Below are 21,397 nucleotides of genomic sequence, written 5' to 3'. Positions count from 1 at the left end.
CTTACTTTAGTGTGAGACTCTTGATACTTTTGCTATCTGATCCGAAGATCAGCTCGCTGCCATCAAGCGCCCACACTTATCGGCTGTTAATTTTTAAAGAGCATTTCTGCGAGGAACTTCGTGTTTCTCAGCAGCGCTGCGTTTTCAGCAGCAGAGAAGCGAGATTATGAACCACCTTTCTTCGCTCGTCAACAACTTTCTGAACTGCTTCGTTGCGACCGCGAGGGGTTCAGCTTCGTGTGCCCAAGGCCGCTACCGCTGACCCAATCGCACCGCTTCCCTTCTTCCTCCGCGCCGCGTTTCCGTTAGCGCGAAAGAGGCGTGATTCTAGGCACCCGCCCGCGGCCGCGCAACCCCTTTGTGAAAATATTTTGAAAAAGCCCCGTGCGCTGCCGCGCACGGGGCTTGGGGCTGGAGCGCGCGCCGCACTTCATATACAGGGCATCACGAGCCGGGGCCGATCGGGAACGCATTCTTCCTCCATCCCCTATAGAAAGTGCGCCACGCCTCGCTCTCGATCGCGCCGATGGTCACGCGGCGGAACGATCGATACGCGTCGCGCCGTCGCGTATCATGCGGCGATCGAACCACGCACCCATACCCACGATGGACAGCACCACACAATCCGGCGACACGGACCTTCGAGGCGAATACACGGCGCTGCGCGAGCGCGCCGTCATGCTCGAAGAAAATGTTCCGCCGCTTCTGCAACGAATTTCGGACGTGCTCCCGCGCATCTGCGGCGAATCCGAACTCGCGGACGAGCATCGTGAACGGCTCGTCGGCGCGCGCAATGCGGCGATGGTGTCGATCGAAAACTATCAACAGGCGATCCCGTTTCTGCAAACCGCAGACTCCATCATCGAACAGCTCGACAAGACGCCTGAGCGCGACGAGGACGTCGAGTGGCGCGAATCGCTGCTGCAACGGCTCGACGAACTGATCGACGTCGCGGTCGTGATGATCGACGATGCGCAAACTTATTACGAGCAAGCGGACGCTTGCGATCTGTCCAGCGTGCCGAAGTCCATTCTCGAAGACTGAGCATCACCGCCGGCGCGCGTACCGTGCACCTGCTGCATATGCCGCGCGCCCCCCATTTTCGGACGGCTGTCGGCGCGCTGCGCCTTCCACGTCGGCACCTCCGCACCTCGCCAGAACCAATTCGCCGCCGCGCTCACATCTTGTCCAGAACGACCAGCTCGGCGACTACCGGTACTCGGATATATCCGCCCTTCGCATCGCCATACGCGCGGGCTTTTCCGTCGAGCACGTATTGCGCGGTCAATGCACATAACGCGGCGTCCCGCGCGTCCACCGATCGCAATGCCGACACGTCAATTCCGAGCTGCGTCAGCAAGTGCCGCCGCTGATTGCGTTTCAGCTTCGCCGACGCGATCGCCGTGCCGAGCATCGCGCAGGTAATCGCATACGGATAAGTCTCGAAGCTCACACGTCCACCGGCATAGTGCACATTGGTCAACAGCGGGTAGGCATCCGCCAGCGCGCGGTACACGCGCTCGCCCATGAACATCCAGTCGAAGAAACCCGATGTGCTGGCCACGGCCTGCTCGCGCGACGGCGTCGGGAAACACGAGATCCGCTCGCGCGCGAGCGCCTGCTCGGCAGCCCGGCGTCCCGTTCCGCTCCACCACAGGCTCGGCGCATCGACACCAACAGCCATTACATTATGCTGGGTACACAGCGCAGGCAGCGCTTCCGGCGCAATCCTGGCCTCGCGACAAACGATCGTCGAGCCACGCAGGATCACGAGATCGCACAGCTTCCTGTCGCCACCGACGTCGACGCCCGCGACGGCGGGCAACGACCGCGCAACAGATCCGGATCGGTCCGCTCGCATGGTCGCGCGTCAGTTCGCGGGCCGCGCGTCGTACGCGGCATCGAAGATCGCCTCCAGCCCCGGATGCACGCCGCGCATCCGGTCGACGACCGACTTCGCCCAATCGAAATACGCCTGCTTGCGCTCGAGCGGCCAGTCCGCAGGCGGATGCCGCGCGATGTCGCGCAGGTTGCAGATCTTGTCGGCCAGCTTCACGAGCTTCGCGCGACGGCTAATGGTCGCGGCATGCTCGACCTGCAGGCGCTTGCGTTCGTCCTTCGGCAACGACTTGTCGTCGGTGACCTCCATCACGATGTCGGCGACGTCCTTGCCGAACAGCCGCAGCAACTCTTGTTCGGTCGTCTCCGTATCCTCGATCGTGTCGTGCAGCACTGCCGCGACGATCACGCGCTCGTCCTCGATGCCGGCTTCGTTGGCCAATACGTCGGCCAGTGCGATCGGATGGTTGATGTACGGCGACGCGTCGTCGTCCTTGCGCCGCTGATTGCGATGCTTGTCCGCCGCGAATGCGATAGCCGCTACAAGCTTGTTCATTGTCGATTCCCCTCGTGTGGCCGGACCCGCGGCCGGCAGAACCGGCCGCGTGCGTTTCGGAGCCGCACATACTACCTGTACGCGATGACCATTCCCACGTATTGGGACATCGGGACGCCCACCGTCACGCGCCCGCGGCCTCGCGCTGCAGTGCGACGACGTTTACCCGTGCGCCGAACACGTCGTGCACGAGCGGCAGCAGGTGATCGTGATGAGTCAGGAACAGCACCTGCGTACGCGTCGACAGATCGCGCAGCGCCTCGAGGCCTGCCTTCGCCCGCGCATCGTCGAAGTTGATGAACAGATCGTCGGCGACGAACGGCAGCCCGCTTCTGCTGGCAAGCTGCAGTTCGAGCGCCGCGATTCGCAGCGCGAGGAACAGCTGGTCGCGCGTCCCTTCGCTCAGGCCGGCGACTTCGACCGACGTGCCCGTCGTGCGGCGCGCGTAGAGCGCAGGCGGCGTCCGTTCGGTATCGACGGTCAGCCGCGCAAATTCACCGAGCGTAAGCCCGGCGAAAATCTCGCCCGCGCGGCGCAGCATCGGCCCCTGCTTCTGGTCGCGATAGCGATCGGTCGCCCACTTCAACAAGCGGCTCGCGGTCGCTGCTTCCAGATACTGCTCGGCTGCGTCGCCCATGGCCGCCAGCGCTTCCTGACGCTTCGCCTCGGCCACCGCCGCATTCGCGTGGCCATCGATCGCACCGAATGCCTGCTGCGCGACGACCTGTTGCTGAGCGAGTTCGTTCAGGCGCTTGCCGACATCGCCTAGCGCCTGCTTCACGGCTTCGAGATGTGCGGGCACATCGGCGATGTCCTGTTCCGCGACCTCAGCCTCGACAGCCGACTGCGACAACCCGTCGCCGTCGCGCACGAGCGCCTCCTTCGCGGCTTCGAGCGCCTGTCGCAGCTCGCGTTGCCGATCCGAGCGCTCGGCCAGCGGCAGTGCCGCGTCGATCGACGCGACGCCGGCCAGTTGCAGCAGCGGTTGAATCCGCGCGTCGGCGCCGGCGACGGCCGCAGCCGCATCGGCGACCTTGCCGTCAGCTTGCCGCACAGCGTCGTCGGCACGTGCAATCGCACGCGCGGTTTCGCGTGCAGCCGCCACACGCATCGTCAACCGACGCGCCACGTCGAGCCAGTCGCCGCTTGCAAGCCACGCGGGCTCCAGTGCTTCGGCAAGCCGCCGTGCGCCGGCCTCGAGCGCAGCCAGTTCCGCACGAATCGCAGCGATCCGGTTGCGCGGCGCATCGGCGGCGGCCAGTTCGGCCGTCACCGTATTCGCAAGTGCGAGCGCCCCTTCGGCCGCAGCCAGCGTCACCGCGTTCGCGGACAGCCGCGCGTCGGCAAGCGCGCCGCGCCATTGCGCATGCCACGCATCGTACGCGGTCTGGGCCTGGGAAGCGCGCGAGCGGGCCGTTGCGCAGCCGCGCTCGGCTTCGCGCGCGCGCTCCGCGAGCCCCTCCTTCTGCGCGAGCGTCTTCTCCGCCGACTGCACGAACGTCTCGGCGATCGCGACGAGCGCGCCCAGTCCATCGGCACCATCGCCGCGCGATACCAGTTGCAGCGCCGAACGCAATGCGGCTTCCGCAGCGGCGCGTGCCTCGCGAGTCATCGCGAATTCGCGGCGCAGGCGGTCGAGCTCGGATTGCGCGGCGAACACCGCGTCGCGCTTCGCGAGCCAGTCGCTCATCGCCGTGAGCGGCATGCCCGGCACGCCGGCCGCCGCCGCCTGTGCGGCCCATGCGTCACGATGTGCGGCCAGCTCGCGTTCGCGCTCGTCAACGGCCGCCTGCCGGCGCGTGAACACCGCGCACGCGGCCTCGACCTGCTGGCGCAGCGACTGCAGCGTCGCCGCTGCCTGCGTCGCGCCGAGCTGCGCATCGACGAGTTCGTCGGCGAGGCGAATCGCATCGTCAACGGCCGGCGCGCCGGTCGCAAGATCGACCGCACCGCTGCGGACGTCGCCCCACGCAGCGTCGCGACGCGCACGCGCAGACAGTACCTCGGCGGTCGTGACGACCTTGTGGGTCTGAGCGAAATGTTTCTCCTGCAGTTCGAGCCGCTCGAGCTCTTCGCGCGCGGCATCACGGGCGTCGCGGGCGGCAGCCGCAGCGCTCGCGCGTTCGCTCGCTTCGGCAAGCAGCGCACCCAGCCCGGCCGCGGTCGGCACGTCGAGCAGCCTCAGCGCGTCGACCGGCATGCGCCACCGGCCGAGCGCATCGAGCGCGTCGGCGAGCGTACGTTCGGCGGCGGCAATGTCGCGTTCGAGCGCCTGCTCACGCTGCCCGCTGCCGCGAAAGCCCTGCGCATCGGCGAGGGCCGCACGCAATACTTCGGGCACCTCGACCGTCGACAGGCGCGTCAACTGATCCTGCACGTGCGCCAGCTCCTGCGTGCGCTCGTCGAGCGCTTCGCGTGCGCCGGCCAGCGCCTGATGCAGCGCGCCGTGATCGCGCAACAGGTTTGCGACGGTCTTCAGCGACAACGCGCTCGGCAGTGCAGCCCGCAGCGGCGCTTCGTCGGTCGGCCAGCCGAGCTGCGCTGCGGCCGCGCCGGCGGCCGACAGATGCCGCTCGGCTTCCGCCCCCAACAAGAGCAGATCCTGCGCGTGGTTCATGCACCCGCCGCGCAACCGGTCGAGCGATTCGATGTCGCCTTCGAGCGCCAGCGCGTCGGCATCCGGCTCGATCGCATCGCGTGTCTGCCGTTTCGCGAGCAGGTCTGCACGCCGCTCCTCGAGCACTTTGCGTTCGGCCGCGAGATCGCCTTGCGCTTTCAGCAGGTCGGCGTACGCGGTCGGCGGCAATTCGACGACGGCGCCCAGCTCGGCGAGCGCCGCTTCCTTGATCGTCAGCTCCTTCAGATATGGCGCCAGTCGCCGCACGCGTTCGAGCTTCGACCGCAATGCTTCGAGGCGGCGCTGCTCAGCGCGTGCCTGTTCGATCTCGTGCTCGATTGCATCGCGCGCTTCCTTGCGATCGACCCAGTCGCGCGTGCGCACCTGGACCGCCTTCAGTTCGCCGACGGCCTCGTTGAACAGCGTCTCGGCCTGCGCGAACGCACTGCCGCTGCGGCGCGGCGCCCACAGCTCCGCGACGCGTGCATCCAGCTCGTCGCGCACGGGCCCCAGCGTGCCGACGCCCGCAGCCGATTCGAACAGCACCTGACCCAGCTTGTCGGACGCGTCGAGTATGCTGCGGCCGCCGTCGACGAGCCGACCATGGTCAAGCCCGAACATCTGCTCGAAGAACTCGCGCGTCGCGCCGTCGAGGATCCCGTTCAGATAGTCGTCCGGCAACTTGTCGTCGGCCGGCGTGCGCAGCGGGCTGCGTCCGCGCGCACGATGAAACGCGAGCGAACCGCTGCGGCCCTCCAGCACACCGCCGATCCGCAGCTCCGGCGTCGCATGCAGGAAGTCGAGCGGCGTCTGCAACTTCATCCCGAACAGCAATTCCGACACGGCCGTGCGGATGGTGGACTTGCCGGCCTCGTTCGGCCCCACGATCACGTGGAAATCCTGGCTTGCCGACGGAAAGCGCAGCGTTTCGTCGGTGAACTTGCCGTACTTGATCAGATCGAGCTGACTGATGCGCATCGCTTACTCCCCCCTCGCAAGCCGCGCGAGCAACGCGGGCCCCACCTGTTCGACCAGCGCCGTGAGTTCGCCGGCGCGCGCCATCGTCAGCAGCGGCACCTCCTCCTTCACGTCGCTGCGCACCTTGCCGACGAACGGCTTCAGGTCGCGGTCTAGCAGGGCGAGGAAGTCGGGATCGTGCGCGGCCTCGGTCAGAATCTGCTTCAGATCTTCCAGCGCCTCGAGCTGCTCGCTCTCGCGTTGCGCCCGTTCGGGTTCGGACGTCGCAAGCCGAACCTTCTCCAGCCACAGCCGTTCGTTGCCGATGATGCCGATCTGGTTCAGCACCTCCGCGCGCAATTGCGGTGCACGGCCGAAAAAGAGACCATGCGCGGACGTCCGCCCGACGACCGTCACGCGCACCGCGCGCGGCACGTGGCCGTCGACGCTCAGCAAAGTCTCGAGCGACTGGCCGATCTTTCTCGACAGATCGGCGACGGTGAAGCAGTCGGACGCATCGACCGACACGGCTTCCCAGCGCAGCACATCGAGGTACAGGCGTTCGACGTGCGTGCGGCCCTGCTCGACCGTCACCAGCACCGCGCCGCGGCGACCCGTCTCGCGGATATGACGGCCCTGCAGGTTGCCGGGGAATACGACGGTCGACGGCCCCGACCATTGCTGGAACTCGTGCACATGGCCGAGCGCCCAGTAGTCGTAGCCTTTCGCATGCAGTTCCGCCAGTGAGCACGGCGCGTAGTTCGCGTGCGCAGCATAGCCTTCGAGCGCGGTGTGCAGTACGCCGATGTTGTAATGGCCCGGCACGGGATCCGGATAGCCGATCGCGAGATTGTCGACGACGGCCTTGTCCTTGAAGCTCTGCCCGTGCAGCGCGACGTCGAATTCCGGCAGCGTGAACGTCTCCGGCTTGCGGTGACCGAACACGCTCACGTTGTCGGGCAAGGTCAGCTTCTTCGTCATCTCGCTCTCGGCATCGTGATTGCCGCCGAGCACGAATGCGCGAATGCCGGCCTTGCGCAGACGGCCCATCTGCTGGCCGAAAAAGATGCCGGTGTTGTGGTCCTTCCAGTCACCGTCGTACAGGTCGCCCGCGATCACGAGGAACGCGACCTCCTCTTCGATCGCACGATCCACGAGTTGCCGCAGCGCCTCGCGGGACGCGTTGCGCAACTGCGCGGCCGGCGCGTCCGGATAGGCGCTCAGGCCGTGCAACGGGCTGTCAAGGTGAATGTCTGCCGCGTGGATGAACTTCACGAAGGTTCCTCTGGATCATGACGAAAGGGCGATGTCGACCGGCATTGTGCACTGTTGAACGACGGACGCTTCAGCCAGCGACAATCCGGACGGCCGCCGGCGCATCATTGCGTTGCGACGCGAGTGCGATCGGGCGGTACTGCCACGATGCCGGCCCGCAGACCGCACGCGCAGCTATTTAAGCATGGCGGCCACGAGACGGCAGGGCGCGTGGTGCGCGTGCGAAGCACACGGGCCCGGCGCGGATGCGCGATTCCGGTCGACGCGTTTCGTCGTCACTCGTTCATGGAAGAGCACCGGCAAGCGCAAACGCGCCGCAGCATGGGCAACACGGATGTATCCGCCATCGAATCGGACGATCGCCGTCGCGGTTTCGGCCTCACAGGCGCGCCAGTCGCTCAGCGCGCGAGAGGTCTGCGAGCTGCCGAAACGCAGTCCGTGGCCGCGTTCTTACCGTGCTCCGCGCCGGTTCGCATGCAATGAAATCACGGCCACACGGAATGCACCGGATAGAGGCCGACGCGCAACGTGCGCGGGCTTTTCTGCCCGCGGAACGAGATCCGTCGTGAGCCCTTTTTTGCAAGCGAGAAAGTGCCCGCATAAAGCAGACTTGCTCGAATCTGTCCGGGATTCGTGCTGAAAAGCCGCGCCGGGCAAACTTCAACAATGCCTCAGCGTCGAGGTGCTGGATTTCATATGGGCTTTGCACGACCGGATCGACGCCGATCGTCAATACCGTGTCCCTGACGTTACTCCAGAACGACAAAATCCTCACTCAGCGTAGACCGCTGAGTGAGGATCGCGCCGACCATCCCGTGCAGCCCGGCCCGCATCAAGGCGGGCCGAACCTTCGCGGGAAACGTATCGCTTACAACGCGCCGCCTTGTGCCGACGCCGAACCCTTCACGCCGACCGATGCGCCGCCCTGCACGGAGTTCGTCGCGCCTTCGAGCGCTTCACCGGCCTTCGCCTTCGCACCGCCTGCGACATCGCCCGCCGTCGACACTGCGCGCTGCGCGTGGGTCTTTGCCGAGGTCGCGACATGCTTCACGTGTGCCTTCGTCGCGTGTGCGGCGGATGTTGCGGCATCCTGCCCGGAACCGGCAGCCGAGCCGACCGCCTGCGTCGCGCCGCCGATCGTATTGCCCGCTGCCGAGCCGACATCGCCGACCGTCTTGCCGACGCCGTGCAGTGCACCGCCGACGAGATTGCCTGCGCCCGAACCCGAGCCCGCCGCATTGGCGCCCGCGCCGGCCTGCACGCCCACGCCGCCGCCGAGCAGAGGCGTCTGGACCTGTGCGCCGACGCCGGCGGAACCCTCCGCGCCCGTCTGCGCGGTTTGTGCGAAAGCAGCCGATGCGATTGCCGTCAGCGCGGCGCCAAGCAGAATCGTGCGAATCTTGTTCATGGTCATTCTCCCCAAAGACGTTGTTGCTGCGGGCCGCTCAATGCGGCCGGTCGCATGCCTCGCCGCGACGTGCGGCAGGTGGAGCTAATGTAGCGGCGCAAACGCTCGAAACCGTCGAATTGCGGCGACTGTTACTTCGGTTGCAAATGCTGACGATTGACTCACAGTGTTTGACAATCGTCGCGGCCGGCGCATGCATTGCGCAGCCTCTTGATGGCGGTCACGCAAGATTGCCTGCGCTGCGACGTGCGGATATAAATCCTGCATGGACACGAATCGCTGGACTCATGACCCCGTCGGCGCATTTCGCGCGTGGCAGGAAACGGCTGCGACCGGCGCCGGCCGCCGGCCGTTCGCACCACGATCGGTCGTGCAACATGTGGCGATGTTCGAACGATTCCTGCACCATCTCGTTTCGCAGCGCGTATCGCTGGCGACGTTCGGCCCGGATCATGTCGCGACGTTCCTGGCCGAACTCGAACGGCGCTGCACACCGGGCACGTCGACACGCATGCGCTATGCGAAGCTGATCGAGCGGCTATCCCGCCATCTCGTGGAGACCGGTGTGCGGACGAGTCATCCCGCAGGTCGAACGACGCGCGATCTCGCATGGCCCGATGGCGAGCCTGAACCGGGCTACTTGTCGGCGGACGCCGACGCCGCCCTGCAGCGTCACGTTCAGCCGCGTCCGGACGATACGCCGGCCGCCTGCAGGAATCGCGCGATCATCGCGCTGTTGCTCGGGAGCGGCATCACGTCGGCCGAGATTCGTGTACTGACCCGCGACGCGCTCGATCTCGACGCACGGCCGCCAACGCTCGCCGTGCCGCGCAATCGCGCACGGCCGGCGCGAATGATCACGCTCGCGTCGTTTGCGTGGGCGCCGCTCGCCGCATGGCGAGCGATTTCGGCCGAGGGGCCGGCATCGGCGCTGTTGTTTCCCGCACCGCGCGGCGGCGCAATGAACGACATGTTCCTGCTACTGGTCGTGCGCGAAGCGCTGGCCGCGATCGATGTTCATGCGACGGAGCTGAGCCCGCGCGTGCTGCGCAATACGTATGCGCGTCGCCAATTGCTGGACGGCCATTCGCACGCGGACGTCACTGCGATGCTCGGTCTCGCCAGTTCACGGACGGTTACGCGGATCCGGCAAACGCTGGCGCGAGACGCAGCCGCGGATCGCGCCGCGCGCGAACGCTGACCGGCATTGCGGACGCGACGACGCGCGATCGGCATTACGTATCCTTGTTCGAATGGACTAGCCGCAGAATCCGGCTGTCGTACGGCGATTGCATGACTTCCGCAATCCGGACTTCGGAAGCCGCGGGATGGAGCGGGTTCAACAGGAAGTTGTGCGCGTGCGGCACGACGACGCTTGGGACGCGCAACAGCGCACTTGGTTGCGTATGCAACCATTCAGTGCCGGCACTGCGAGTCCACTCGACATCGTCTCGCCAGTCGGCCGGCGCATCGCCTTCCGCGATCTCGGCAACGTCCACCGATTCGGCCACCTCGACGCGCAGCAACTGGTATCCGCTTGGCAACTGCGCGACGGTTGCGATTTCGAAATGAACGAGCGTCTCGAGCAGCGCGAGCGCCGGATGCTCGGCGAGGTAGACGACCGGCTGCCCGGCAAAATGCCATCGCCCGCCGGCCCGCAATCCGCCAACGCCTTTCAGGTCCGCGTAATTGCTGATCCGCCACAGCGTGATCAAGCGAAGTACCCCTCGTCGACCTGCGTGAGGGCCTCTTCGACCAGTCGCGCGCCGTGTTCGGTGCTCGACATGTCGAGCGACGTGCGGCCGCCGAAGCGTTGAAGCCCGTTGCGCAGCCATGCCATCGCCTTGTCCTGATCGCCGAACGTGGCCGTCGCCTGCGCAACGATGCGCGCGAGCCGGATCGCCTTGTCGGACTCCTCCGGCGACAGACGCTCGTGTGCCTGGCGGCGATGGCTCAACGTGCGCCTGGGGATGATGAACGCGAGTTCGTCCGACTTGAGTCCGCGCTCCGACAGCCGGTCGATCACGGCGACGTCGACGCGCGCGCTCGCCAGTTTGGCAAGATCGGCGCCCGAGCGCACGCGGATCGCAAGCAGTTGTTCGAGTATCGTGAATTCCGCCTGACGCGGATGCGCGACGCCCGACGGGTGAAATGCGATCGTGCTCATGATTCTTCTCCGGCAATTTGCCCGTTCATTATAGGCGTTTTGCCGGGATCATGCGGATACGGTCGTAGTGCGCTATCGGGAGCCCGTCGCGGGGGCGAGCCAGCAACGGCACTGCCCCTTTGATGTGCTCTTGGAGGTGGCAAATCGCAGAGCCACTTCGTGGCGACGATAGCGACATTCAGTATATAAAGTCGGCCTATCTGGTCATACGATTGTCACGTAACAACTTTTCCACCGGATAACCGTCGGAGCGGCGCACGCTCGCCGGCTGCATCGAGCACGGCCGCCCCCTCCGACGCCGGTCAACCAGCCCACGCCGACGAGCGAATCACGCTGCAGAAGTTGCCCGCATGGAAATGCGGATCCTTGTCGGCCAGCACGTCGGCCTTCACGTTGCCGAACGTGGTGTCGGGCTTGTGCCGGATGCCGTCGTAGAACGTCTGGATGATGTCCTCCTTGAAATGCGGCGTGCGCGGATGCGCGCTTACGATGGCCTCGCGCTCGACGTCGCTGTATTCCGAATACTTGAGGCCCAGCACGTCCATTTCGACACCGGCCGTCACGAGCGCAATGACCGGATGCATGTGCTGCGGAATCCCCGGCGTGGTATGCAACGCGATGGCGGTCCACACGATGTCGATGTCCTGTTGCGAGATCCCCTTGCTCTTCAGGAAATCCCGAGCGGCGTTCGCGCCATCCACTTCGAATCGCTCGCACGCGCTGCTGTGCCGATGCGTGAGCCCCATGTCGTGAAACATGCAGCCGCAATACAGCAGTTCGGGATCGTAGTTGAGCCCGCGGCGCTGACCGGCCAGCGCGCCGAAATAGTAGACACGGCTCGAGTGATGAAACAGCAGTTCGGACTCGGTATCGCGCACAAGCTCGGTAATCTCGCGAGCCAGCTGGCTGTCGGGAAGAGTGATACCGGCAACGTTCACAGTCATGGTCGACCTCCATTGAAGACAGCATCCATTCTCCGGAACCGGGGAGTTGGCATCAATTGACGTGCCACGACAAATCCTGCCATTTCGCGTGATCGCCGGCCATCAACGCGGAAACCGCGACCATGCGCGCGCGGGCTGCGCCGCCGGCCCGTCGCGTCATCGCAACTGGCGCCTATACTGCTACCCGTCACATTCGCCAAAGCGTCACGACGCACAATCGAACATGCCGAAAGTCGTGGGTATTTTCGCGGTACCGGGCGTACAACTGCTCGACATCTCCGCACCGCTCGACGTATTCGCACAGGCGAACGCCGAATGCGGCAAGTCGTTCTATACGTTGCGCGTGATCGCGAGCGGGGCCGGTCCGATTCGCACGTCGTCCGGCGCTCGACTGCTCGCCGACTGGATCGTCCCCGACATACCCGATCGCATCGATACGCTGCTCGTTGCCGGTGCGCCGGGTGCAAGCCGGATCGTGCTGAGTACAGAGGTACTCGCATGGCTGCGATCGGCGGCCGTGCAAAGCAAACGGTATGGCTCGATCTGCACCGGTGCATTCATCCTCGCGGCGACCGGCCTGCTGAAAGGGCGCCGCCTGACCACGCACTGGGCCGCCGCCGACGCGCTCGCCGAAGCATATCCGTCGCTGACGGTCGAAGCCGACGCGCTGTACGTACGCGACGGCAAGCTACGCACGGGCGCCGGTGTCACGGCCGGCCTCGATCTCGCGCTTGCGCTGGTCGAGGAAGATCTTGGTCGCGAGATCGCAAGGCGCGTCGCCGCGCAACTCGTCATGTTCTTCAAGCGTCCGGGGGGCCAGCTCCAGTTCAGCCGCGGCGGCGACGCACGGCCGGCCGGACGCTCGGTACTGCAGGAAGTCCAGCGCTGGGTCGCGAGCCATCCCGAACTGGAGCACTCGGTGGCGGAACTGGCGAAGCACGCTGGCATGAGCCCGCGCCACTTCGCGCGACTCTTCCGCGCGGAGGTGGGCATGACGCCAGCGGCATGGGTCGAAGCGACGCGCGTCTCGAAGGCGCGGCAGTTGCTCGAAAGCGGACAGCACACGCCGAAGCAGGTCGCCGCGAAATGTGGCTTCACGAACGTCGATACACTCAGAAGGTCGTTCGCGAGACATGTCGGGATCACGCCAGCCGAATACCGTAAGCGACAAGCGGTTGCCGGCGAGTGATGCGATACGCGCGACGATGCAACTCTCCAATTTCCGTCGATGCGCAATCACGATTGCCGGCATGGCATGCAGAGCCAATCAAGCGGCCGTATCCCGTGTTCTGCCGAGCACTTTGTTGTCCGATTTATTTGACTTTCCATCGATCGGAGTCGGCATGCGGTCGACACACGTGCCCGTTCTCGATCGCGTCAATCGATCGTCAGCCCGCGGTCCGACCAGTGAACGCAGGCATGCGAGCGGTTCGCCGGTGCGCGCGCACGATCTCGCGTACTAACAACTGCCTTCCGTCGTGCGAAGAATAATCCGATGAAACTACGCTTCGGCGTCGATCGTTTACCCAGTTGCAATAATTATTCGCTGGAACGTGTATTTCCGGCCGGTATCGCGATCGCTACGATGCAGTCAACCGCTCGATGCAACACGCGAAGCGCGAAATCCACGAAAACCGGAGGTCACCATGAAGTCGTTCATCTGCGCAGTCGCCGCTGCCGCCGCGCTCACCGCATCCTTTGGCACCTTCGCGCAGTCGAGCCCGTCGGGCGAATTGACGCGCGCCCAGGTCCGCGAGGAACTCGTACAGCTCGAGCAGGCCGGGTACAAGCCGGAAGTGTCCGACGCGCACTACCCGAATGCGTTGCAGACCGCGCAGGCGCGCGTGACGAACAACGACGCAGCAGGTTACGGTGTCCAGGCCGCCGCCGGCGTGCGCGCGGGCCGGGCCATCGCCAGCAAGCAAAGCGCTCGCGACTCCGTCTATTTCGGCCAGTAAGGCAACGCACGCGCCCCACCCCGGTCCGCTCGCTACGTCGGCGAAACACCCCGCTCCCGTTCATCGGCGCGGGGTGTTTCGTTTGCGGCGCCGCCGACATGCACACCGGTCGATTCAAACCGCACGGTCAATGCAATTCCGGATCGGCCGCCGCGCCGCCCCTTTCGCGCAGACTGCCGGCGTTTGCGCATAGAATGGCCGCGTGGTCGGCGCCGGCCGAAGCGAACGCGAGCCAACCCTCGAGCCACCGGGCATACCGCGCTCGCTGGCCGACCCGATGCCGCACTCATCGCATTTTTCGAAAAGGAGCGGTTTCATGTCTCAAACATCCGGTTCCATGATCACGTTTCGCCGCCCGGACGGGCAGGAACTGCAGGGCTACCTCGCGACGCCGGACAAGACCGAAGGTGCACCCGCTGTCGTCGTCATTCAGGAATGGTGGGGCCTGAATGACCAGATTCGCGGCGTCGCAGATCGCCTTGCGCGCTGTGGCTACTTCGCGCTCGTGCCCGATCTGTATCGCGGCAAGTCGACGGTCGAAGAGGAAGAAGCGCACCATCTGATGACCGGTCTCGATTTCGGCGACGCCGCATCGCAGGACATTCCTGGCGCCGTGCAATATCTGAAGACGCGCGCATCGCGCGTCGCCGTCACCGGTTTCTGCATGGGCGGCGCACTCACGCTGCTGTCGCTGCAGTTCGCCGATGCGGACGCCGGCGTTACGTGGTACGGATTCCCTCCGCTCGACTACCTGGATCCGTCCAAGATCAAGGTGCCGCTCATGGGCCACTGGGGTACGCAGGATGCGTTTTTCGCGATCGATCAGGTCGACGCGCTGGAAAAAAAATTGACCGACGCGAAGGTCGGCTTCGAGTTCCACCGCTATCTCGCTCATCATGCGTTCGCGAACGAAACGGCCGTCGGCCTGGGCCGCATTGGCGGTACGCAGTTCGACCCGGTGTGGTCGCAGATCGCATGGGATCGCACGCTCACGTTCTTCGGGCGTACGCTCTGGAGCGAGCAGCACTAACGCGTAGCGCGCAATCGCGAATGCCGTGCGACGACGCACGGCAAGCAAGACGCCACGGAGTCACATCCGTGGCGTTGTCGTTTTCTGCCGGGAATTCGTTGCGCACGCACCTGCAATGCTGCCGCGCCGACGTCGGCGATGCGCCGATCAGATTCGGTGTGCAAATCATCCGGCGCATCGAAACGCCGGTTCGCCGCGGATACGACATGCGCCATGCCGCTCGACCCGGCACGCGTTGCCGATTTCGCTCAGGGCTGACAGGAACCGCGCAGCGCCGCCTCGTCGGCGGACAGCATTTCGGGCACGCATTCCCGCAGAAAATCGACGAACGTGCGGATCTTCGCGTCGAGATACTGGCGCGACGCGTATAGCGTGTAGACCGTCAGCTTCTGCAAACGATATTCGGGCAATACGCGAACCAGCGCACCGCTTTCGAGTGCGGGCACCGCGGTCGACATTGGCAGCGAGCCGATCCCGAGGCCGGCGCGCAGCGCGGCACCGAGCGCATCGGCGATGTTGACCTGGAAATCCTGCTGCGGCAGTTCGAATGTCTCGCGACCGTTCGGACCGTCGAGGTGCCAGCGGTCGCGCGGAAATATCGGCGTGACGATCTGCAGACACGAATGCGTTTCGAGATCACGCACGGTGCGTGGCGTGCCGCGCTCGTTCAGATAGGCTGGTGACGCGCACAGCACGCTGTGCACGTCGCCGAGCCGCTGCGATACCAGCCCGGAATCGGGCAACTCCGTCGTGCTCAGTTGCAGCGACACGTCGTAGCCTTCGTCGATGATGTCCGGCACGTGCTGCGACAGCGTAAGCTCGACCGCCACCGACGGGTAGCGCTGCCGGTATCGCACGACCGCGGGCACCAGATAGGCCTGCCCAAAGCTCGTCGTCGCGTGCACATGCAGGCGTCCCGACGGTTTCGCCTGCGCATCGGCCGCCTCGGCTTCCGCTTCGTCGATATATCCGAGGATGCGCTGGCACCGGTCGAGATAGCGCTGTCCGGCATCGGTCAATGCGATGCGGCGCGTGCTGCGGTTGAGCAGCCTCGTACGCAAATGCGTTTCAAGTTGCGCGACCGAACGCGAGGCGTAGGCGGTGGTGATGTCCAGACGCTGGGCCGCGCTCGTGAAGCTGCCCTCCTCCGCCACCCGGACGAAAATGCGCATCATCTGTAACGTGTCCATCGACATGTCCCCGGGATTGAAATCGCTTCGCAGCGCTGCGCTGCCGGCGCGGGCCGGTCTGGCGCGAATTGTGCGGAACAGTACCGCAGCGGTGCCGACGTGTCCAGTTCGCCGTGCGCGCGCGCGACGCATGAGCGTTCATGCGCCAATCGATGCACCGGGGGCGAGCGGGACCCCGTCAGCGCGGGCCGCATCGCAGCGACTCGACCGAGCCGCGGTGCATCGTGCGCACCGCATTTACGCCGCGTCGAACGGGTTGCTCAGCACGATCGTATCGTCGCGCTCGGCGCCGGTCGTGATCATCGATACCGGTGCGCCCGCGACCGCCTCGACCCGTGCGATGAAGTCCTGCGCTGCGCGCGGCAGCGCCGCACGGTCGCGGATGCCCTTCACCGTGCCCTCCCACCCGCGGAACCGTTCGTACACGGGTTTCGCGCGTGCCTGCGCATCGAGGCTCGCGGGCAGATGGTCGACGCGCGCGCCATCGAGCTCGTAGCCGACGCACAGCTCGATCGACGTAAAGCCGTCGAGCACGTCGAGTTTGGTGAGCGCGAGCGAATCGATGCCCGAGACTCGCACGGCCTGCCGCAGCTGCGCGGCATCGAGCCATCCGCAGCGGCGCGGCCGCCCCGTGTTGACGCCGAACTCGTGTCCGCGCGTGCGCAGCGCTTCCCCGGTTGCATCGATCAGCTCGGTAAGGAACGGACCACCGCCGACTCGCGTCGCATACGCTTTGGTCACGCCCAGCACGTGACCGAGCTTCGCCGCTCCCAGACCCGTGCCGGCCGCGGCGGCCGATGCAACGGTGCCCGACGACGTCACGAACGGATAGGTGCCCCAGTCGATGTCGAGCATCACGGCCTGCGAGCCCTCGAAGAGGATCCGCTCGCCGCGATCGGTTGCGTCGTTCAGGTCGGCCCACACGGGACGCAGGAACGGCAGGATCTTGGGTGCGATGTCGACGAGGGTCGCGAGCATTGCGTCGCGCGAGCAGGGCTCGAGCCCCAGCCCGCGAAACCACGCATTGTGATGGTCCACGAGCACGTCGAGCTTGCCGGCGAGCCGGCTCGGTTCAGCCAGATCGGCAACGCGCAGCCCGCGGCGACCGATCTTGTCTTCGTATGCCGGCCCGATCCCTCGAAGCGTGGTGCCGATGGGTTCGGGACGAAGACGCTCCTGCGCCTGATCGATCGCACGGTGAATCGGCAGCACCAGCGTGGCGTTCTCGGCAATCGACAGGTTGTCGGGCGTTACCGACAGCCCGAGTTCTGCCATCCGGCCGATCTCGGCCAGCAGCGCCTCCGGATCGAGCGCGACGCCATTGCCGATTACGCCGCGCTTGCCGCGCACCAGGCCGCTCGGCAACAACGCCAGCTTGTATGTCTTGTCGCCGACGACCAGCGTATGGCCCGCGTTGTGGCCCCCGTTGTAGCGGGCGACGATATCGGCCTGCGCCGCGAGCCAGTCAACGACGCGCCCCTTGCCTTCGTCGCCCCATTGGGCGCCCACTACGACCACGTTCGGCATGCTCCATACTCCATGTGAGAAATTCAGACACACATATCGGTCGTGAAGACCGGTTGTGTGCCATATTGGAGTACCTGTATTGCCCGATCAAACGATTTAATCTGAGCGATCGTGTGATTAAAATTCACGCGAACAACGAATGGCCCGACGACTTCCCCCGCTTAATTCGCTGCGCGCGTTCGAAGCCGCGGCGCGGCTCGGCAGTTTCACGCTCGCCGCCGACGAGCTGTGTGTGACCCATGGAGCGATCAGCCGGCATGTGCAGCAACTCGAGGCCTGGCTTGGCCGACCGCTGTTCGAACGGCACAACCGGCGCGTCGACCTGACCGATGCCGGCCGCGCGTACCTTGCCGAGGTCGGCGCTTCGTTCGACCGCATCGCGCTGGCCACCGCGCAGCATTTCGGTCAGGGGCAGCAGCGGGTGCTGCGGGTGAGCGCCCCCGCGACGTTTTCGCTGCGCTGGCTTGTGCCGAAGCTATCGTCGTTCCAGGTCGCGCATCCGGCCATCGAGGTCCGTCTGTCGACGTCCAACGAGCCGATCGACAAGCTGCGCGACAAGGTTGATTTGATCGTGCGTGGCGGCCCGCTGGCCATCGACGGATATGTTGCGGAAGAATTCCTGTCCGAGGTCCGGCTGCCCGTGTGCTCGCCGAAACTGCTCGAGGGTCGACCGTTACATACGCCAGCCGATCTTGCGGATTTCACGCTGTTGCACGCGGCAACCTATCCCGGCATGTGGCCGGAATGGCTAGCGGCAGCCGGATACTCGAACCTGGTGCCGCGCCACTCGCTCACGCTGGAACACTTCTATCTGACACTGCAGGGCGCGCTCGATGGCCTCGGCGTGGCAATGGGGCCGATTGCGCTCGTCGCGGACGACATTGCCGAGGGCCGCCTGATGCAGCCGTTCAGCGAACCGGCATTGCCGCCGTGGCGCTATTTCACTTATGTGGCAGCCGCTCGCGCCGGCGATGAAGCGGTGCGGGCATTCAAGGACTGGCTGAAAGCGACAGGGAATGCAGGGGGAACGAACGGGCGGCGTTGACCATGTCGGCAGCCGCGAGAACGTTTGGGGCGGTTGGGCGCGGCCACGTTCGCGCTGATTGCGCATGTTTCGCGGCGGATCACCAGCGCAGTGTCACCGCGCTCTTTTGCACTCCATAGCAATAGCGCGAGGAGATCCGCATAGGCCGGACTTCAATTTTGCCTACCGAGAACGGGCCGGTTTCATCGCATTTCGCTCGTGCCGTGCAACTGCCCAGTTGAACGCATGACGCGAATGCGCTCGGCAGTCGCCGACCGAATCGACATGTCGTCCAGGAGCATGATGATTGAGGAATGAAAACCGAGCGGCACTGAGGGGAAACGTCGGCGAAGACATGCGCACATGCTTTTGCCGCACAAATGACAAACCCCGGCACAAGGCCGGGGCTTGTCAAACCACGGGCGAGCTTATTGGCTTGCGCCAGCGGCTTCGCCCGCCTTCTTCTCAGCGTTCTGCAGGTTCTGCGGATAGTTCGGGTCATTGGCCGACGGTTTGTAGCCAGCGTCTTCGAGCTTCTTCAGTTCGGCGTTGTTTTTCGCACGCGCTGCCTTGTGTTCGGCCTTGCGTTTTGCCCGTGCTGCCTTGCGTGCTTCACGCTTCGCGGCTTTCGCATCCTGGGCAGCCGGTGCGCTGGCATCGGTCTGCGCGAACACAGGAGCCGCCGAGCCGAAGAGGAAAGCAGCTGCCGTAGCAGCCAGCGTGAGTTTTCTGATCTGGATTCGCATTGCTGAACTCTCTTGTCTGATTGATCACGGAGTGAAAGGACATCGAGATACCGCCCCTGCTCCCAATCGCTCCTCATGTCGCGATTAGAGCCTTTGCATCATAACCGCGTTGCAAAAAATGTGGGGTCATCGTGCAAACATTCGCGGGAATACGCACACCGGGACCACTCGGCATTGACGTCCGACCCGCGCGGCGCAATCTCACTTCTCGCGATGGAACACGATGAGACAGCTTGCGCATCGACACTCCGACACATCGGTCGCAGCAACCGTTCGGCGAACGCGATCGTTCCGGACGGCGGACGCGCGTCCTGCATGACGATGAGATTCGTTTCGGTGCTTCTGCACCGAAATGACGCCAGTGGATGCGTCGTTTTGAGCGCCGCTCGAGCAGCGCCACCGTCGTTCGATGAGCCGGTGAGCAAGCGGAATATCAAACGTGTCTGAAATGTCGTCCGGCGCTCCTGCTCGAACCGCCGCGTTTCCCATAAACGACCACGATTGCCGTCGTGCCGCAGGCGGCTCGATCACACATACACCTTGAGCGGGCACCGCGCCAAGGACGGGGTAACCAGACGCCATACGCGAGGCTACCTGTTCGGCACTTTTCTTCGAACGTCCGCGCGTCGACGACTTCTTGGAAAGGTGAACGCTTCAGCAGCCGGCCGTCACGGATGCACGGTCGCGCCGGCGCATCACCAATCGCGCCGAATCGAACGACGAGTTCGCGCCGTGCATCACAGTCCGGCGTTTTGACGCGCTTTGACACAGGGCCCGGGCCGGGTCGGGCCCGCCCGCTACGCGTAGCGCTCACAGTTTTTCATGTCGTGCTCACGGACGTTTGACTGTGACCTACAAGAGCTGTGCGTCACCTCGTCGGTGAGGATTTACAGGACACGTCGACGACCTGGTGGTGAGAGTGTTCGGGAGCCCGGTATGGGCCGACCATGTGCGGGGCTCACAATGGGGCCCGGCTCACGGTCGGGGCGATGCTGAATTTGTCGAAGTCACCTCAGCAGACACAGCCGATGGATTACAACGCGGCGTCGGCTCACCAAAGGTAGAAGAATGTGTGGTCCGATCGAGAGGTAGAGAGGAGGCAGCTGTCGCTCTACGTCTCCGCACTGATGAGAAACCCCGCAAGGGGGCTATTCGCGATAACGGAAGACTTATCTCCAGATACGTCGCGATCGGCGCGCAAGGGACTGCCGCCCGCTGAATTTCAGCGATTTCTTGCTGTTGAGGTCGACGCCTGCAAAAACCGCCTGCCAGATTGGGCGTGTCGCTTGGCGCGGAGAGCGTCCACCCGGTACGTCGTTCCTGCCGTTTTGCGATCCCATAGATGGGAACCTAACTGCTGGAACTGGCGATTTCGTCCCATAAGTTTCTACGTTTGGTCCCTTGTGAGTGGGTACTTACCCCCAGGGAAAGCCTTGCCAGGCTTGAAACGGCGATTGTTTCGCCCACATGGGGGGTGACCTGTGGGCCTGAAGCCATCAGAGCTGCAAGTCCAGCCCACGTGCGGACGGCTTGGGTAGCGGTTTATGGGGGAGTTTTTCTGCGCAAGCACACGTGTGTTTACATCTTTGGTAAACCACGTTTACTTCTTTAACTACTTTTAGACGGCTCGAAGCCTTGTCAGGCAAGGCTTTGACGGGCGTTCGGTACCCATTTATGGTGGCACAGGCGGAAGAGTATGGGGCTTCAGGTCTGTGGATTTGGGGAATCGGGTACCGCGTTGTGGGAAACAGGGGTTGTGGATATGGGGCACGCGTAGCCTGTTATGGGATTTCCGCTTCAACATGGTTCAGGTAGCCGTTTGTGGGACCCGTTATTGGTAGCCATTTATGGGGCCGCGCCACTGCGTCTCCTGCTGCTTTGCTGCTTCACAGGCTATGTGAGGTAGCTGGTTATGGGGGCGCTTTGAGGTAGCCGTTTATGGTAGTCCAATGTGGGCTGGGCACCACCCTTTACATGGCCGGATGAACGCACTCTCCCATAAACAGGAACGATGAGGCGGAAAGGTTACCTTCTATGGGGATTTCTGACGGTAGCCGTTCATGGGAGCCGTTTTACCTGCCCTGCAGGATGTGCCGACAAAACGCGCGGCCAGCGGATTCCACAGGTATCCATCCATGGGAAACATGCAAGGTACCCCG

General features: G+C 64.6%; 17 protein-coding genes. 6 read left to right on the top strand and 11 right to left on the bottom strand.

The window, feature by feature from the left end; all coding sequences use genetic code 11:
- Positions 1-573 precede the first annotated feature (573 nt).
- Positions 574-1,044, top strand: a complete 471-nt coding sequence (locus KDW55_RS24975) for a hypothetical protein (RefSeq protein WP_059545036.1) — start codon at positions 574-576, stop codon at positions 1,042-1,044.
- Positions 1,045-1,177: 133 nt separating this feature from the next.
- Here KDW55_RS24975 and KDW55_RS24970 read toward each other — a convergent pair whose 3' ends face one another.
- The 5 genes from KDW55_RS24970 to KDW55_RS24950 all read right to left on the bottom strand — a co-directional run bounded on the left by KDW55_RS24970 (position 1,178) and on the right by KDW55_RS24950 (position 8,652).
- Complete coding sequence (locus KDW55_RS24970) at positions 1,178-1,861, bottom strand: DUF429 domain-containing protein (protein ID WP_212161337.1); 684 nt, start codon at positions 1,859-1,861, stop codon at positions 1,178-1,180.
- A 9-nt stretch (positions 1,862-1,870) separates the two neighbouring features.
- Positions 1,871-2,395: an HD domain-containing protein gene (locus KDW55_RS24965; protein ID WP_038571077.1), complete on the bottom strand. Its 525-nt coding sequence runs from the start codon at positions 2,393-2,395 to the stop codon at positions 1,871-1,873.
- Between the two features lie 124 nt (positions 2,396-2,519).
- Positions 2,520-5,990: a YhaN family protein gene (locus tag KDW55_RS24960; RefSeq protein WP_212198072.1), complete on the bottom strand. Its 3,471-nt coding sequence runs from the start codon at positions 5,988-5,990 to the stop codon at positions 2,520-2,522.
- 3 nt (positions 5,991-5,993) lie between these two features.
- Complete coding sequence (locus KDW55_RS24955; RefSeq protein ID WP_212198071.1) at positions 5,994-7,244, bottom strand: DNA repair exonuclease; 1,251 nt, start codon at positions 7,242-7,244, stop codon at positions 5,994-5,996.
- Positions 7,245-8,112: 868 nt separating this feature from the next.
- Positions 8,113-8,652: a hypothetical protein gene (locus KDW55_RS24950; RefSeq protein ID WP_212161333.1), complete on the bottom strand. Its 540-nt coding sequence runs from the start codon at positions 8,650-8,652 to the stop codon at positions 8,113-8,115.
- 265 nt (positions 8,653-8,917) lie between these two features.
- Here KDW55_RS24950 and KDW55_RS24945 point away from each other — a divergent pair, with 265 nt between their 5' ends.
- Positions 8,918-9,853, top strand: a complete 936-nt coding sequence (locus tag KDW55_RS24945; protein WP_212161331.1) for a tyrosine-type recombinase/integrase — start codon at positions 8,918-8,920, stop codon at positions 9,851-9,853.
- A gap of 34 nt (positions 9,854-9,887) precedes the next feature.
- On the opposite strand, the gene KDW55_RS24940 is transcribed toward KDW55_RS24945, so the two are convergent.
- The 3 genes from KDW55_RS24940 to KDW55_RS24930 all read right to left on the bottom strand — a co-directional run bounded on the left by KDW55_RS24940 (position 9,888) and on the right by KDW55_RS24930 (position 11,763).
- Positions 9,888-10,367: an RES family NAD+ phosphorylase gene (locus KDW55_RS24940; RefSeq protein ID WP_212149672.1), complete on the bottom strand. Its 480-nt coding sequence runs from the start codon at positions 10,365-10,367 to the stop codon at positions 9,888-9,890.
- Positions 10,364-10,819, bottom strand: a complete 456-nt coding sequence (locus tag KDW55_RS24935) for an antitoxin Xre/MbcA/ParS toxin-binding domain-containing protein (RefSeq protein ID WP_212161330.1) — start codon at positions 10,817-10,819, stop codon at positions 10,364-10,366. The genes KDW55_RS24940 and KDW55_RS24935 overlap by 4 nt, the downstream gene beginning before the upstream one ends.
- 302 nt (positions 10,820-11,121) lie before the next feature.
- Entirely contained in the window at positions 11,122-11,763 is a 642-nt protein-coding gene (locus tag KDW55_RS24930) for an HD domain-containing protein (protein ID WP_038571096.1), read from the bottom strand.
- Positions 11,764-11,986: 223 nt separating this feature from the next.
- On the opposite strand from KDW55_RS24930, the gene KDW55_RS24925 reads away from it, so the two are divergent.
- From KDW55_RS24925 to KDW55_RS24915, 3 genes are all read left to right on the top strand, one after another.
- Positions 11,987-12,952, top strand: a complete 966-nt coding sequence (locus tag KDW55_RS24925) for a GlxA family transcriptional regulator (RefSeq protein ID WP_069242460.1) — start codon at positions 11,987-11,989, stop codon at positions 12,950-12,952.
- A 457-nt stretch (positions 12,953-13,409) separates the two neighbouring features.
- The gene (locus KDW55_RS24920) at positions 13,410-13,721 is read left to right on the top strand and encodes a DUF4148 domain-containing protein (protein ID WP_038571098.1); all 312 of its coding nucleotides are present in this window, start codon (positions 13,410-13,412) and stop codon (positions 13,719-13,721) included.
- A gap of 316 nt (positions 13,722-14,037) precedes the next feature.
- Positions 14,038-14,751, top strand: a complete 714-nt coding sequence (locus KDW55_RS24915) for a dienelactone hydrolase family protein (protein ID WP_212161328.1) — start codon at positions 14,038-14,040, stop codon at positions 14,749-14,751.
- Positions 14,752-14,999: 248 nt separating this feature from the next.
- Here the strand turns inward: KDW55_RS24915 and KDW55_RS24910 are convergent, their stop codons facing one another.
- Both KDW55_RS24910 and KDW55_RS24905 read right to left on the bottom strand, forming a co-directional pair.
- On the bottom strand, positions 15,000-15,941 hold the full coding sequence (locus KDW55_RS24910; protein ID WP_212161327.1) for a LysR family transcriptional regulator: 942 nt from the start codon (positions 15,939-15,941) through the stop codon (positions 15,000-15,002).
- 237 nt (positions 15,942-16,178) lie between these two features.
- Positions 16,179-17,468 (bottom strand): adenylosuccinate synthase, encoded by a 1,290-nt coding sequence (locus KDW55_RS24905; protein WP_212161326.1) that lies wholly within the window; start codon positions 17,466-17,468, stop codon positions 16,179-16,181.
- Positions 17,469-17,607: 139 nt separating this feature from the next.
- Here KDW55_RS24905 and gcvA point away from each other — a divergent pair, with 139 nt between their 5' ends.
- Positions 17,608-18,513, top strand: a complete 906-nt coding sequence (gcvA, locus tag KDW55_RS24900) for a transcriptional regulator GcvA (RefSeq protein WP_212161325.1) — start codon at positions 17,608-17,610, stop codon at positions 18,511-18,513.
- Positions 18,514-18,920: 407 nt separating this feature from the next.
- On the opposite strand, the gene KDW55_RS24895 is transcribed toward gcvA, so the two are convergent.
- Positions 18,921-19,238 carry a hypothetical protein gene (locus tag KDW55_RS24895; protein ID WP_038571111.1) on the bottom strand — a complete coding sequence of 106 codons (318 nt, stop codon included), beginning with the start codon at positions 19,236-19,238 and terminating at the stop codon, positions 18,921-18,923.
- Positions 19,239-21,397: the final 2,159 nt, after the last annotated feature.

The organism is Burkholderia sp. AU19243 (genome assembly GCF_018148075.1).
Lineage (GTDB): Bacteria > Pseudomonadota > Gammaproteobacteria > Burkholderiales > Burkholderiaceae > Burkholderia > Burkholderia latens_A.
Note: the sequence above shows the minus strand (reverse complement) of the source record. Positions and strands in the feature narration are given on the sequence as shown.